The sequence below is a fragment of the Chitinophaga niabensis genome (genome assembly GCF_900129465.1).
GTDB classification, from domain to species: domain Bacteria; phylum Bacteroidota; class Bacteroidia; order Chitinophagales; family Chitinophagaceae; genus Chitinophaga; species Chitinophaga niabensis.
In genome coordinates, this window is record NZ_FSRA01000002.1 from 1,198,898 (window position 1) to 1,214,536 (window position 15,639).

Genomic DNA, 15,639 nt, shown 5'->3' on the forward strand with positions numbered 1-15,639 from the left:
GGGAGCGCTGAGGTGGTTTAAACCAGTTTGCAAATGATGCAACGTTTTTTACACCTGGCCAATAAAGCAGGCCGGGGAGAATTCAAGATCTACATTGGTATGAGTGCCGGTGTGGGGAAGAGTTACCGGATGTTACAGGAAGCGCATACCCTTCTGCGAAAAGGTGTGAATGTACAGGTAGGGTTCATTGAAACGCATGGCCGGAAAGAAACGGAAGCTTTGGTAGAGGGCCTGCCCGTAATTCCACGGCGGCAGGTTTTCTATAAAGGCAAGATGCTGGAAGAAATGGACCTCAATGCCATTCTCCTGCTGGCGCCGGAATGGGTGATCGTGGATGAACTGGCACATACAAATATCCCGGGATCTAAGAATGAAAAACGCTGGCAGGATGTGATGGACCTGCTCAATGCAGGGATCAATGTGATCTCTGCGGTGAACATTCAGCACATGGAAAGTATCAATCACCAGGTGAAAATAATCACCGGGGTGGAAGTACAGGAAAGGGTGCCGGACAGTATGTTGCAGATCGCGGATGAAGTAGTGAACATTGACCTTACGGCGGATGAACTGATCACCCGCCTGAAAGAAGGAAAGATCTATGACCCCACTAAAGTGGAATCAGCCCTGAAGAATTTCTTTCAATCGGAAAAGATCCTGCAACTGCGGGAACTGGCTTTGAAAGAAGTAGCTTCGCAGGTAGAAAGGAAAGTGGAAATAGAAATACCGCGGGGGCAGCAAATGCGGCATGAGCGGTTCCTTGTTTGCATTTCCACGAATGATGAAGTGGCGAAAAAGGTGATCCGGAAGGCTGCAAGGCTGGCGGCTTATTATCACGGGGAATGGTACGTGCTGTATGTGCAAACACCCCGGGAAAGTGTGGGCCGAATTAAACTATCCGATCAGCGGCATCTTATTAATAACCTGAAACTGGCTACTGAACTGGGGGCAGAGGTGCTGAGGGTGCAGGATTCCAATATCTCCCATGCGATCATGCAAACGGCGGTAGAGAAAGATATTACTACCGTATGTATTGGTAAACCGCATATCAGCCTGTTTGGGATTATTTTACGGACCAATGTTTTTTCCCAGTTGTTGAAAACGTTATCCTCTAATGAAATCGACTTAGTTATATTATCATGAAGCGGTTAGGACTTAAATCAAAGATCACGGTAGGGGTTTTATTCCTCTTTCTCATGCTGATGCTGGTAAGCATACTGGGATACTATTATCTCAACCGCGTGAACCGGGATGCCCGTACCATCCTTCAGGATAACTATGAATCTGTGGAGTATGCCAAGAACATGCTGCAGGCCCTGGATGCGGAACCTGTGAATGAAGCTGTTTTCCTGGCCAACCTCAAAAAGCAACAACAGAATGTAACAGAACCAGGGGAAGCATTGGCTACGGCGAGAGCAGCACAACATTTTAAAACGGCCATCCCCGAAGCCCGAAAAGACCTGTATACGGTGATGGAACTGAACATGCGTGCCATCATCCGGAAAAATGAAAGCACAAAGGACGCGGCAGACAAAGCCATCCTTTACATTGCCATTATCAGTGGGGTCTGTTTTGTTCTGGGTATTACCTTCGTGTATAATTTCCCCGGTTATATTGCGAACCCTATTCATGAACTCACAGAAGGGATCAAAGGGATTGCACAGAAAAAATACGAGCAAAGGCTGCACTTCAAATCCATGGATGAGTTTGGAGAACTGGCTTCGGCCTTTAACAGCATGGCGGAAAAGCTGGATGAATATGAACACAGCAACCTGGCAAAGATAGTGTTTGAAAAGAAACGGGCAGAAGCGGTGATCAGTAGTTTGAAAGATGCCACCATTGGCGTAGATAATAAAGGCACCATCCTTTTTGCGAATGCGGAAGCACTGCAATTGCTCAACATGGTGGAAAAGGATGTGATCGGCTGGGCAGCTGCTGAAATAGCTAAAAGGAATGACCTGATGAAATACCTGCTGAACCAACTGGAAGGTGGTGGCCCCGTGAAGATTGTGGTGAATGGGAAGGAGAGCTTCTTTACCAGGGAAACGGCGGATATTCACTATGAAAATGCGAAGATCGGGTATATCATGATCCTGAAGAACATTACAACATTTAAAGAGCAGGACCTGGCCAAAACACATTTCATTGCTACCATCTCCCATGAATTAAAAACACCGCTGGCAGCAACAGACCTCAGTTTAAAATTGCTGGAAGATGAGCGTACCGGCCCTCTTTCCGGCGAGCAAAAAGAACTGATGGAGAGCATCCGGCAGGATAACCGCAGGATGATCCGCATGGTGAGTGATCTGCTTGATTTTTCGCGTGTAGAAAGCGGGAACATACAATTACAAATTCAACCAGTGCCTCCTGAGAATATTGTGCAGTATGCATTGGATACTGTGCAGAAACAGGCCTTTGGCAAACAGGTGAATATCCGTACCACTTTACCTCCCGGCTCCCCGATGATTGCGGCAGATGCAGAAAAGAGTGCCTGGGTACTGGTAAACCTCCTAACGAATGCCATCCGGTATTCTTCCATGGGAACCGAGGTGGAACTGGATGTGCTGCAAACGGAAACGGGTACACTGCATTTCAGTGTACGGGACCATGGAAAGGGTATTGACCCTGTTTTCCGTAGCAGGATCTTTGAACGTTTCTTCCAGGTGCCTGGATCTGATGATGCCAAAGGCAGCGGGCTGGGACTGGCCATTGCCAAGGAATTCATTGAAGCCCAGGGCGGTACCATTGGTGTGGAAAGTGAATTAGGGAAAGGAAGCCGTTTCTGGTTCTCTTTGCCTTTGGCTTAATTCTTCTTTATTTGCTCTGCTTCCCTTTTTAATACTTCCTGTGCATCCAGGTAGATCTTGATGGCGAGATTGATATCCGGTATTACGGTGTGCAGATAGGTTTTATTGCGGATGTTATGTTCTATTTCGAGAATGATCTTTGATAAGGGATCTATGCGTACGATCATAAAGCTACTGCGCAGCAGGCTTGCATGCTGAAGGGCATCTTCCCAATTTTCCAGCTGTGCGCTGTTCAGCAGGTTATCAAACATACCGGCCGTTCTTTCCAGGAAAGTGTTCAGGAGGTCCAGCATCGCATCCTGGTCATCGTCTACAATACCACGCAGATAAAGCAGGTCAATGAAGGGACGGTGTGTTTGCTGTTCATAATCCAGTGCCTCGAAATTGGCGAATCCGGGGTCCCTTTCTCCCAGTACTTCCAGGATCTTCTGGAAGAGCACATTGGGTATAAATGGTTTGGCGATATAATCATTCATACCGGCCAGCAGGCATCTTTCACGGTCTCCTTTTAAGGCGGAAGCCGTCATGGCAATAATGGGAATGCCAAGGCCCTGGTCCCTGATCTGGCGGGTGGCGCGGAGCCCATCCATAGTCGGCATCTGGATGTCCATCAGGATCAGGTCATATGTATTTCCTTCCAGCTTGTTCAGTACTTCTACGCCGTTCTCTGCAATTTCCACTTTGGCCCCTGCCTGTACTAATGTACGTTGGGCCACTTTCTGGTTGAGCAGGTTGTCTTCCGCCACGAGGATGGATTTTCCATAGAGGGGAGGCAGATGCAGGTCGCCTGTTTCGGAGGGGGCTGCTTTCTGTGGTACGGCAAAAAGATAATAAGGAATAGTGAAACGCACGAGGGTGCCGGCTCCTTCATTATTATGAATACTGATACCGCCATCCTGTAATTTGAGCAAGGCACGTGTTAATGCAAGGCCAAGACCTGCACCACCATATTTTCTATCGTTGCTTCCCTGGATCTGCGAGAAACTTTCGAATACTTCTTCATGTAAATGCTCAGGAATGCCCATGCCCGTATCGCGTAATTCAAAAGAGAAAGTAACCTTCTCTTCATCCTTTGCACTGATATGTGCGGCGAGGTGAATGCTGCCCTTTTCTGTGAAACGGATGGAGTTATCCAGCAGGCTTACGATTACGTCGTGTAAACGGCAAGGATCGCCGATCACGGTTTCCGGCATGGCCGGGTCTATATCTGCGTCCAGCGACAGACCTTTGTTTTCGGCTTCTTCCCTTTTGCTGTTCAGGGCTTTGCGGATCACATGTGCGGGGTTGAAATCTACACGGGCGAGTGTTAGCTTGCCCGAGTTGAGATGGGAGAAATCAAGGATCTTTTCCACGAGTACCAGCAGGTTATTGGCAGATTCCTTGATGTCTGTGATATATTCCTTTTGTTCCGGCTGTACCTCGGTTTGTTTTAAGAGATTGGTGATACCAATAATTCCGTTCAGCGGTGTTCTGATCTCATGGCTCATATTTGCCATAAACCTTTCCTGTGTCTTGCGGGCGTGTTCTGCTTTTTTCCTGGCGCTGATCAGCGCATGTTCATGTTCTATCCTGTCTGTAATATCTGTGGCAATTCCGCAAAGGCCGTATACTCTTTGGGTATGGTCCCTCAGCGGGAATTTGGTGATGAAGAAATAACGGGTTTCGTTGTTGATCTCCAGCATGTCTTCCATTTCCACAGGCCTTTCATGTAAAACCACTTCCTTGTCTGAAGGCGCGTACTTTTCCGGTTTCAGTTTGGACGGGAATTCTCTATCTGTTCTGCCAAGGATATGTTCTTTATTGATGCCGAACACTTCTTCAAACCTTTCATTGACCATCTGGTACCTGCCGTAAATGTCTTTGATAAAAATAACGGAAGGAGAATTACGTAGTACGGATTGAAATCTGAAATTGATGATATCGAGTTCCTTCTGCGTATTTTCCGCTTTCATCTGCATCATTTTCCTGGCGTGGATATCCTTCACAATACACTGGTATTGTTTCACCACCCCATGCTGGCGGAGTAATACCACCTGTTGCTCTACCCATTTTTTCTCTCCGTTCTTGTGGCGGATAGGGAATTCTATCGTTGAATCGTCCGGCCCTTCAAATGCCTGTGTTTCGTAGAAATTGCGTAATTCCTTTTGTTGCGGAGGGTCCAGCAACATGGTGTATTGTTTGCCCAGCAATTCTTCTGCGGAATACCCTGTAAGCTCGAGCGCTTTGCTGTTCACATAAGTAAAGAAGCCACCACGGTTGGTAGTGAACATGGTAGCACCGGCACCTTCTATCAACTGGCGGTATTTCTTTTCACTGCGGCGGAGTTCGTCTTCTGTTTCGCCGGCTTTATTGATCATTTTCACCAATTGGTAGATTCCCCATATGAGAAACCCTACAAAAAGGATACTTATGAGGAGGGAAAACAGGTAAGGACTGCGGTTTTGCAATTGATTGCCGAGGCGGTCTTCCAGCAGGGCATGTTCTTTTTGGAGCATGCTGGCGAGTAAACGGGAGGTAGCATCTGTATTGGACGCGGGCCTCCTGGTTTGCAGCATGGCGCCTGCCATTACAGGGGATTCCTGGTTGGCCTGTACGAGATAGTTGAAGAAAATGATCTTTTTTTCTATTTCTGCACGAAGGGAATCCAACTGTTTTTGCGCTGCCGTGTTATCCTTATATAACAGCATGAGATTGGCAAGCGGGGTACGGAGATGCGCTTCCATATAGTCCTCCCGGTAAAGGAAACCGGAATCGCCTGTAATAACGTAGGCCCTGACGGCGGATTCCATAGATTTTACCGTGTAGGCGATCTGTTCCAGCTGGCGGATCTTGTCATTCACGTGACGGACCCGTTCGTTATTGGTCATAGCCAGTTTGTCGGCAGACCAGGCGTGATAAACGAACCAGGCAACGGATATGATGGCAGCAACAAAAATGATAATGACGGGGCTGCTGATTTTTTTCATGCAAACAATTATTTTCAATCCCGCTACACGTAAGGCTTTTCAGGCTATCGGGGCTTAAAACAACTAACGTGTTTCGAACTACATGATTGACTTTGGTGTGATAACTACTAGCTTTACAATTTACTTAAAATAGGTGAATCGGCTTTGGGTAAATTACCATGAATTATTTTTGCAATATTTTAACCCTTTGGTTTATTTGCATTCCATTAAATTTGCCTGATATTCTTTTTGCCAAGCATTTAAACATATTATGAAAAAATTACTTTTTACACTGGGTTGTATCGCGGCTTCTACGGGTGTTTTTGCGCAGGATAATATGGCTGGCGCGGCCATGGGTAAGGCTCGCGAAAGGGCTACTTACTCCAGGGACTTCTTCATGATCCAGTTTTCTATTGATGGCTGGGCGCAGAAACCTGATAGTGTTAAAACGAAAGGATTATCGCGCGGCTTTAATGTGGCATTCATGTATGATGTTCCTTTTAAGAATTCCAAGTTCAGTGTAGCACCAGGTTTGGGGATCAGTACAAGCAGCATGTTCCTGGATGATCGCTACCTGGATATGTCCAACGGCAACTCTAACCTGGTAAAGTTCGCTCCGAATGCAGGTAAGTATAAAAAGTTTAAAGTAGCTACTACCTACCTGGAAATTCCACTGGAATTGCGGTACCGCCAGGTGGCAGATAATGCCAATACCGGCTTTAAAGCGTCTATCGGTGTAAAGGCCGGGATGCTGGTAAATGCGCATACTAAAGGAAAAAATACCCTGGGTGGCGAGAAGAACATCATCAAAGAACAGAACAGGCGTTTCTTTAATCCATGGCGTTTTGCTGCCACTGCCCGCGTAGGCTATGGCAACTTTGCCCTGTTTGGTTCTATGAACCTGAACCCCCTGTTCAAGGATAATGCGAATATGGAAGTAAGGCCATTTTCCGTTGGTATAGCCCTGAGTGGTTTATAAGAGAGAAATAACATACCTTTATATCAGAGGGGCTGATCTAACGTTGTTAGGTCAGCCCCTTTGTTATGATACTATATTAACGATTTTGCCCCGGGTAAAGGATGAACGAACGCGTAGCGAACCAGTCTTATAGGATTGATCTTTGAATCTCCTGTTAAAATATCATCATTCTCCCTTAAAAACAGGCTTCCTTTTTTCGAGAAAGGCCTGTACTCCTTCCACATTATCAGCCGTATTTCCGGCTATTTCCTGGCAGTAAGCCTCATAGTCCAATACAGCATCCAGGTCGTCCGTCATGCCCTTGGTGAGCATTTTCTTGAGGAGGGCGATGGCCTTCGTAGGGGCGTTTGCGTAAAATTCCGCTTCTGCCTGAACGGCGGCATCCAGTTCTTCCGGTTTCACTACCTTATTGATCAGGCCTAACTGCAAAGCTTCGGCTGCACTTAGTTTGGTGGCTTTTGTGGCCAGCTCGAACGCACGGTGATAGCCAACAGTGCGGGGCAGGAAGTAAGAAGAGCCGGAATCCAGTACGAGTGCAATGTTTATGAAGATCTCTATCAGGGAGGCGTTCTCTGAGGCAATGATCACATCACAAGCCAATGCCAGTGAACATCCTGCGCCGGCAGCCACACCATTGAGCCTGCAAATTACAGGCTTGGGCATATTGCGGATGGCACGGATAATGGGATTATAGCGTTTGTGCAGGGAATCTCCCAGGTTGCGGGGTTTGCCGGAGCTGTCCATAGCGGCTTTCAGGTCCTGCCCACTGGAAAAAGCTTTGCCGGCGCCGGTTAGCACTACAGCTCTTACTGCGGGATCTTTCTCTGCTTTTTTCAGGGCATCCTGCAATTCATAACTGAGCGGATCATTGAAGGCATTGTACACATCGGGCCGGTTGAGGGTGATGGTGGCAATGCCGTTTTGTATATCAAGAGTGAGTGAGGTCATGGTTTAGAGTGTTTCTGTTAACCAGTTAAAGAATTCCCGTTGCCATACAATGGCATTCTGTGCACTCAGCACCCAATGGTTTTCTTCAGGGAAATACAGGAGTTTGCTTTTGAGCCCTTTCAGCTGTGCCACCTGGAAAGCCTGTAATCCCTGTTCAATACCCACCCGGAAATCAATACCTCCCTGCACGATCATAATAGGCCTGTTCCAGTTATTCACAAGATTGCTGGGGTTAAATTCAGCGTAGCTTTTTTCGTTGTTCTTATCCCAGTAAGCACCGATATCCCAGTTGGCAAACCATAGTTCTTCTGTTGTGCCATACCAGCTGCGGAGATCAAAAAGACCATCATGTGCAATGAATGTTTTAAAACGGTCCTTGTGTACACCGGCCAGCATGTAAACGGAGTATCCTCCGTAACTGGCGCCCACGGCTCCAAGGCGGCTTTTGTCAACATAAGGCTCTTTGCTCATGTCGTCGATGGCAGCGAGGTAGTCACGGATGGCTTGTCCGCCCCAGTCTTTGCTGATATCTTCATTCCATTTCACGCCATGCCCCGGCATACCTCTGCGGTTAGGTGCTACCACAATATATCCCTGTGCAGCCATCAGCTGGAAGTTCCAGCGATAGGAATAGAATTGGGATACGGCAGATTGCGGGCCTCCCTGGCAATATAACAGGGTGGGATATTTTTTAGCGGGATCAAAATCGGGAGGATAGATGATCCAGGAAAGGAGGTCTTTTCCATCGCTTGCTTTCGTCCAGCGCTCCTGTACTTTGCTTAATTGGAGTGAGTTGTAGACATTATCGTTTACGGTGCTGAGTTGTTTCAGGGCGCCGCTTTTCAGATCTACGGTGTAAAGTTCGGCAGCATGGTTCATGTCTGCACGTGTTACGACCAGTGTGTTGCCATGCTGGCCAACAAAGCCATTGATATCAAACTGGCCTTTGGTGACCTGGCGGATCTCAGCTTTCTGCTCGCTGGTTTCAAACAACTGCTCTGTTCCTTTTATCACCGCCAGGAACTGGATCTTTTTGCCATCGTTACTGAAACGGGCGGAGGAAACTGTACCATCCCAATCTTTGGTTAAGTTGATGCGGGTTTTGGTAGCGGGATCATAACGGATGATATCATTCTTATCAGCCTCAAAACCATCGCGGGCCATGCTCAGCCAGAGTAACTTGCTGCCATCCGGGCTGAAAACAGGTTGTACATCATAACCGTTCAGGCCTTCTGAAAGGTTCTCCGTTTGGCCACTGGCAAGGGTATAACGATAGATATCTGTGTTGGTGCTGATGGCATAATCCTTACCGTGTTTCTTTTTAGACACGTAAATGATCTGTGTGCCGGTGGGGTCCCAGATAAAGTCCTCACCGCCACCAAAGGGCATTTGAGGGCAATCGAACAGTTCCCCTTTCATGATATCCTGCGGCTCTCCCACTTTGCCGGTGTGCACATCGTAGGTGGCGTAGAACACATGATTATATTTCCCGTCCTCCCAGGTATCCCAGTGGCGGTAGTTAAGGCTGGTATAGATCTGCGCATTGGATTTGGGGAGATCTTTATGAAAATCTTCCCCACTCACTTTTTCCAGTTTCACTTCATTGGAGAAAAGCAGGTGTGTACCTTTGGGAGAAATGCGGATATTCTGCATGCCGCCTTCCACATTTGTTCTCTGTACGGGATTTCCACCATCTTTATCCATTTCCCATAACTGCCCTTTATAGCTGTAAAGGATACGGCCGTTGGGAAGCACCTGTGCGCCGGATTCAGCACCAGGGCTGGTGGTGAGCTGTTTTGCCGTACCACCACCAAGGGGAATGCCATACAGGTTCCTCTCACTTTTATTTTCTTTAAGATCGTAGCGGGAAACGCCGTAAAGAACAGTACCGTCTGCGGTAACGGTTTCTCCACTTACTCTTCCCAGCTGCCAGAGCAGCTCAGGGCTCATTTTCTGTTGTGCCATGCTGTTTTGAATGAATAAAATACCTGCAAGCAGGAGAGACTTATGCATTGGTGTAGATTTTGTTATGACAGGGCATAAATGTAGGAAAAAATAGCTGAAGGCAGCCCTTGCTGTAAGCGGCGATGAATTCATTAACTTTGCACAAATCCTTATAATACTTTGATAGAAAAACAACAAGTAGTACAAAATGATGAACGTGCGGTACTGATAGGTCTTATTCACAAAGAGCAGACAGACACCGAAGTAAACGAATACCTGGATGAACTGGCCTTCCTGGCAGAAACAGCAGGTGCTGTGGCGGTAAAGCGCTTTACGCAAAGACTCCCGCATCCGGACAGGGCTACTTTCATCGGGAAAGGAAAGCTGGAGGAAGTGCGGCAATATGTATTAAATAAAGATGTAAGTCTTGTAATATTTGACGATGAGCTGAGCGGCTCCCAGATCTCCAATATCCAGAAGGAACTGAAGGTAAAAGTGATTGACCGGAGTGACCTGATCCTGGACATCTTTGCACATCGTGCCAGAACGGCCCAGGCAAGAACGCAGGTGGAACTGGCCCAATACCAATATATCCTGCCACGCCTCCGTGGTATGTGGACGCACCTTGAACGTCAGAAAGGGGGGATAGGCATGCGCGGACCGGGTGAAACGGAAATTGAAACGGACAGGCGTATTGTGAAGGACAAGATCTCCCTGCTGCGTAAACGGCTCGCGGAAATCGATAAACAATCCCTCACCCAGCGGAAAGAACGTGGTGAATACATCCGTGTAGCATTGGTAGGATATACCAACGTAGGCAAGAGTACCATCATGAACATGCTCAGCAAAAGTGAAGTGTTTGCAGAGAACAAATTGTTTGCCACCCTGGACACCACCACGCGGAAAGTAGTATTTGAACAAACACCTTTCCTCCTGAGTGATACGGTAGGGTTTATCCGTAAACTTCCCCATCACCTGGTGGAGAGTTTCAAATCCACCCTGGATGAGGTGCGTGAAAGTGATATCCTGCTGCATGTAGTAGATATTTCCCATCCTCAATATGAAGATCAGATCGAAGTGGTGAACCGTACCCTTGCAGACCTGAAGGTATTGGATAAACCCACTATCATGATCTTCAACAAAATGGACCTCTACGAAAAACAGACATTCGATGAATGGCTGGCGGATGATGTGAAAGATGATATCCTCTTCCAACTGAAGCAAAGCTGGCAGCAGCGCGCTAATGGGAATTGTGTGTTCATTGCTGCTATCGAGAAAAGGAATGTGGAAGAACTGCGGAAAACGATCCTTGAGAAAGTGATGGAGATGTATCGCCAGCGCTTCCCCTATAAATCAGAATATTTCTTTTAATGAGCAAACAGTATAACTGGTACAGGCTAACAGATGAAGTATCGGCGGATGAACAGGTTATTACGGTCCAGGAAGTGAATGGGAAGAAGATCTGCTTCTCCCGGTACCAGGGGCAGTTGTATGCGTTTGCGTATAAATGCCCGCATGCCGGAGGGATTATGGCAGATGGAAGGATGGATGGGCAGGGGAATGTGGTGTGTCCTTTGCACCGGTATAAGTTTAGTGTGCGGAATGGGTATAATAGCAGCGGCGAAGGTTTTTATCTGAAAACGTACCCGGTGGAGATGAGAGAGGATGGGGCTTATGTGGGACTGGAAAAGAGTTGGTTGGGGTGGTGAGCGCCGGTTTGATTGGCTGGACGATGGTTTGAACTGCTGAATGTATGGAATTGGATTTTTGAATGGGCAGGTGTGAATGAAGTTATTGGATGGGCTGGCGGCTTGATTGGTGAATGTTTGAATTAGCAGATTTATTATGCTGGTATTTCGAATGAAGCAGGCTTTGTGTAAATGAATTTTAAACAGGATATTTTTAAATAGGGACAGGCTGGCAGATTTATTTCTGCCAGCCTGTCCTTTTACTTGAGCTGTACGGCAATTTCTTCTTTTGTGTTTACAAAAGTTCTCTTCTGCACCTTACAAACAACAGGAGGCGTAGCCTCTCCCTGCGGGTCGAAACGGGAAATTGGTTGCAGGAAGGCTATTTCACCCGACTGCATATTTTCCTGTGTGCTGAATCCATGTAAGATCAGTTGTACGAACCTGAATTTTGAAAGGGATTGCCCTGTTGGGCTTTCCAGCAGCAGCTTGTTTGCTGATGGATCATAAGTAATGGCACGTTTGTAAAAGGCGCCTTTTTCATAAGCATAACTTTCTCCATCATCTTCATAATAAACGAATTTATTTTTCACTGCACCTTTGTAAACGTGCAGGAATAAAGTATCTGTGGGTTTATCCGCCGTTGTTTGGATCAGGGACTGCATGGGGATGATACTGCTTTCTTTCACAAATACCGGCAACTGCTGCATGGACAGGGTGAATATTTTTTCTTTACCACCACCTTCTATGCTATCGTTATAAAAATTATACCACTTACCCTGCGGGAAATATACCGGCGCATAGGTTTGTTTGCTTTCATATGGTGCAATGAGGAAGGAAGGCCCAAAGCAGTATTCATTTTGAAAGCGGGTATCATATACATTAGCATCATGTGTATTGTCTAATGCCAGCGTACGCATGATCGGCAATCCGGAAACGGATGCTTCATAAAAATTCGAATAGAGATAAGGCAGTAACTTATAACGCAGGTTGATATAATTGCGTGCTATCTCCAGCACTTCTTCTCCGAAAGCCCATGGCTCCGCGGATTTAGTATTAATGCCTGTGTGACTACGGAAATATGGAATGAAAGCACCGATCTGGATCCAACGTGCATACAGGCTGGGGGAACCATTTCCTGTGAAACCACCAATGTCCATACCGGAAAAAGGAACGCCGCTCAGGCCAAGACTGTTCATTAAGCGAACCCCCAATAACATGTGATCTTCTTCTGCACGATTGTCGCCAGTCCAGATAGCAGAGTAACGTTGCAGGCCTGCATAACCTGCGCGGGTAAGGATGAAAGGCCGTTTATCAGGCAAGGCTGCACGATAACCTTCATAGCTGGCGCGGATCATTTCCAATCCGTAAACATTGTGTGCCTGTTGATGGGTAACGGGGTTTCCTTCAAAATCGAAGATCACATTGTCCGGCATGTTCTGGCCCCAGGTGGCAATTTCATTCATATCATTCCATAATCCGGAAACACCGCTTTGGGCATAATGGTTAACCTGTTCTTTCCACCATGCCCTGCCTTTTGAACTGGTGAAGTCCGGAAAGTGGCACCAGCCGGGCCATACCTGGCCCGTGTAATTCTGGCCATCACTGTATTTGATAAATATATCTGATTGTAATCCACTTTCGTAGGCATGATATCCTTTTTCTACTTTAATACCCGGATCTACGATCACCGTGGTTTTGAAACCTAGTTTGTTTAGTTTTTCGTTCATACTTCCGGGATCGGGGAAGCGGGATTTGTTCCAGGTGAAAAGTTTGTAGGCATCCATATGATGAATGTCCAGCGTAATACCATCTGCGGGGATCTCTTTCTCCCGGAGAGTTTGGGCAATGCGCATCACCTCAGCCTCCGGGTAATAACTATAACGGTTCTGCTGATAACCAAGGCTCCATAGGGGTGGCAGCGTGATGCGGCCTGTTAGTTGTGTATAAGATGTAATGATATCTGCCACCCGCTGATGGAAAATGAAGTAGTAATTCATTTCACCACCATTGGCGTTGAAAGAAGAGAACCGGTTATTACTGGCGCCGAAGTTGAAATTGCTGCGGTAACTATTATCGAAAAAGATGCCGTAGTTAAGACCATGATGCACCCCGATATAAAAAGGGATGGTAGCATAGATCGGGTCCTGGTTTATGGTGTAACCAAATGCGTCTGTATTCCAGTTGGTGTAGGAGCTGCCTTTGCGATCGAGATTTCCTGTCTTTTCCCCAAGGCCGATAAAACGTTCTCCTTCCTGCATGGTTTTGTAAGTAGTAACTTCTTCGCCGATCCATGAAGTACCGAGCCCGGGTTCATCTTTGTTTATTGTTTTTCCGTCCGGCGTTATGAATCTGATGCCGAAAGGGTTTTTGCTCACTATGGCGGTGAGCGAATCCGTTTCCAGCTTTATTTCATCTGCGTTCTGCGAGATGCAGGGTTTAAAAACAAGGGGGCTGCTGATCACTGCATAGGAGAAATCTTTAGCCAGTGGTTGTTTGTCTATCCTTACGCGGATAACAGAAGGGCTGTAAGCAGTAATGATAGCAAAGCCGTTCTGTGTGGTGATCCTTATTTCCTGCGGCTGTATGTTTACGGCAGTTACTTTGCCGCTATGCTTTACCAACTGTGCATTTGTGGCCAGTGAAAAAGAACAAAGAAAAAAAACGATTCTAAATACCATGATCATCTTTTTATGACACAATAAGGATCCATCAGGGGGCATGTTATGTGCCCCCTGATGGATGGTTTGCTTTGATAAGCAAATCCTTAATAACCGGGATTCTGTGAAAGATTGGGGTTAACAGCCAGATCGTTTACTGGTATGGGGAACAGCAGGTTCTTAGGGTCATCAGCCGGTTTCAACTGCCAGAGGGCTAAATATTTGTTGAACCGGATGAGATCGTGCCTGCGCCATCCTTCCCAATAGAATTCGCGGCCACGTTCATCGAGCATCACATTCAGATCAACAGTTCCGAGTGGCGTAGCTTTACGTTTCACGCGAAGATCATTTACGATCAGCAATGCACCGGCCGGATCATTGGTGCGGAGCATGGCTTCTGCTTTCATTAACAGTACATCTGCATATCTCAGGAACACATAATCATTGTTTCCGTTGTTGCTGTTGGAGCCGCCGGGAGTGATCATATCCGGTGGATATTTTACTACACGGATGCCTTTCACTTCAAGGTCATTGCCGGATTCTGACAGGGCCAGCTCACGCGTAAAGATGAGGTTGTTGCCGTTACGGTCTTTCAGCGCGACGCCATCTTTGTTGTACTGCTGGCCTACAAGGAATCCGACATTTGTACCGGTGAGGTTTGTAACACCAGTGTAGGGGCCACCCCGGCGGGAGTCCACAGCTTCAAACTTATCATAGAAATCAGACACCGTTGCAAAACCGTTCCATCCACCGGGTGTTTGGTAGTAATGCAAAGTAGGTGCCCAATGGCAGAATGCGGCGTTACCAGGCCTTACAGTACTAAGGCCGGGGCCGTTTTCCTGCGTGAAGATATTTTCGGTAGACAGTACATTATTGTTCTGCGTAAAGTTGTCGAAGTAATTGGTGGCGAGGGTGTACCTGCCGCTGGAGATGATAGTATTGGCGAGGGTGATCACCTGCTGCATGTCTGCTGCTGCAAATGTGGGAGCTGCGGGATTTGCGAAGGCACCCTTTTGCAGGTAACATTTCATCAGCAATGTTCTTGCCGCATCTTTAGATGCTACAAACGCAGGTACAGTAGCAGAATGTTCCGGCAGGTCGTTGATGATGGCGGTAAGTTCAGAGATGATAAAATCTGATGCTGCAGCACCTTTCAATACTTTAGGAGCTATGAGGAGATTATCACCCGGTTCGCGGAAAGGTACCTGGCCCCATCCATCCAGTACAGAGTACATGGACAATGCACGGAGGAAACGGGCTTCCGCAGCCTGGCGCGCATTGGGGTTAAAGTTCAATACATTGGTGGCGCTGAACTGCAACAATAATAAGTTACTGAATGCGGCGCCGATGGTACCGTGTTCTGCATTCCAGGTATGTGTTTTCAGGGAACGCCATGCGCCATTATCGTCCCAGTCGCCACCACGTGTTGGGGCAACTGCTTCATCGGAAGGCATTTCCTGTAAAGCCCAGAAGTTAGATTGGTCCTGGTAAGGAAGTTGTAAGGCATCGTATGCGCTTTTCAGCAGAGAGGATACCTGTATCACAGAGTCCGCCTGGCGTTTGGTGATCGTGGAACCGAGTTTTTCATCCAGCTTGGTGCAGGAAGCAAAGCCATATCCTGCCAGTAATAAACAAGCAATTTTTTTATATAGATGCATGATCGTAGTTTTT

Annotated in this window: 10 protein-coding genes; 5 read left to right on the forward strand and 5 right to left on the reverse strand. The window is 47.1% G+C overall.

Going from position 1 to position 15,639, the window contains the following annotated elements; all coding sequences use genetic code 11:
• Window positions 1–33: 33 nt before the first annotated feature.
• Both BUR42_RS22030 and BUR42_RS22035 read left to right on the forward strand, forming a co-directional pair.
• Window positions 34–1,140: a universal stress protein gene (locus BUR42_RS22030; RefSeq protein WP_074241757.1), complete on the forward strand. Its 1,107-nt coding sequence runs from the start codon at window positions 34–36 to the stop codon at window positions 1,138–1,140.
• Window positions 1,137–2,804 carry an ATP-binding protein gene (locus BUR42_RS22035; protein ID WP_074241758.1) on the forward strand — a complete coding sequence of 556 codons (1,668 nt, stop codon included), beginning with the start codon at window positions 1,137–1,139 and terminating at the stop codon, window positions 2,802–2,804. Before BUR42_RS22030 ends, BUR42_RS22035 begins: the two co-directional genes overlap by 4 nt.
• Here the strand turns inward: BUR42_RS22035 and BUR42_RS22040 are convergent.
• Window positions 2,801–5,770: a PAS domain S-box protein gene (locus BUR42_RS22040; protein WP_074241759.1), complete on the reverse strand. Its 2,970-nt coding sequence runs from the start codon at window positions 5,768–5,770 to the stop codon at window positions 2,801–2,803. The two genes, BUR42_RS22035 and BUR42_RS22040, sit on opposite strands and share 4 nt — an antisense overlap.
• A gap of 250 nt (window positions 5,771–6,020) precedes the next feature.
• Here BUR42_RS22040 and BUR42_RS22045 point away from each other — a divergent pair, with 250 nt between their 5' ends.
• A complete protein-coding gene (locus BUR42_RS22045) occupies window positions 6,021–6,728 on the forward strand; it encodes a porin family protein (protein ID WP_074241760.1) in 708 nt (235 codons plus the stop codon).
• Between the two features lie 165 nt (window positions 6,729–6,893).
• Here BUR42_RS22045 and BUR42_RS22050 read toward each other — a convergent pair whose 3' ends face one another.
• Window positions 6,894–7,676: an enoyl-CoA hydratase-related protein gene (locus tag BUR42_RS22050; protein ID WP_074241761.1), complete on the reverse strand. Its 783-nt coding sequence runs from the start codon at window positions 7,674–7,676 to the stop codon at window positions 6,894–6,896.
• A gap of 3 nt (window positions 7,677–7,679) precedes the next feature.
• Complete coding sequence (locus BUR42_RS22055; protein ID WP_074241762.1) at window positions 7,680–9,689, reverse strand: S9 family peptidase; 2,010 nt, start codon at window positions 9,687–9,689, stop codon at window positions 7,680–7,682.
• Window positions 9,690–9,800: 111 nt separating this feature from the next.
• Between BUR42_RS22055 and hflX the strand changes: the two genes are divergently transcribed.
• A complete protein-coding gene (gene hflX, locus BUR42_RS22060) occupies window positions 9,801–10,991 on the forward strand; it encodes a GTPase HflX (protein ID WP_074241763.1) in 1,191 nt (396 codons plus the stop codon).
• Entirely contained in the window at window positions 10,991–11,329 is a 339-nt protein-coding gene (locus tag BUR42_RS22065) for a Rieske (2Fe-2S) protein (RefSeq protein ID WP_074241764.1), read from the forward strand. The genes hflX and BUR42_RS22065 overlap by 1 nt, the downstream gene beginning before the upstream one ends.
• Window positions 11,330–11,568: 239 nt before the next feature.
• On the opposite strand, the gene BUR42_RS22070 is transcribed toward BUR42_RS22065, so the two are convergent.
• On the reverse strand, window positions 11,569–13,989 hold the full coding sequence (locus tag BUR42_RS22070; protein WP_074243141.1) for a glycoside hydrolase family 31 protein: 2,421 nt from the start codon (window positions 13,987–13,989) through the stop codon (window positions 11,569–11,571).
• Between the two features lie 86 nt (window positions 13,990–14,075).
• Window positions 14,076–15,626: a RagB/SusD family nutrient uptake outer membrane protein gene (locus BUR42_RS22075; RefSeq protein ID WP_074241765.1), complete on the reverse strand. Its 1,551-nt coding sequence runs from the start codon at window positions 15,624–15,626 to the stop codon at window positions 14,076–14,078.
• Window positions 15,627–15,639: the final 13 nt, after the last annotated feature.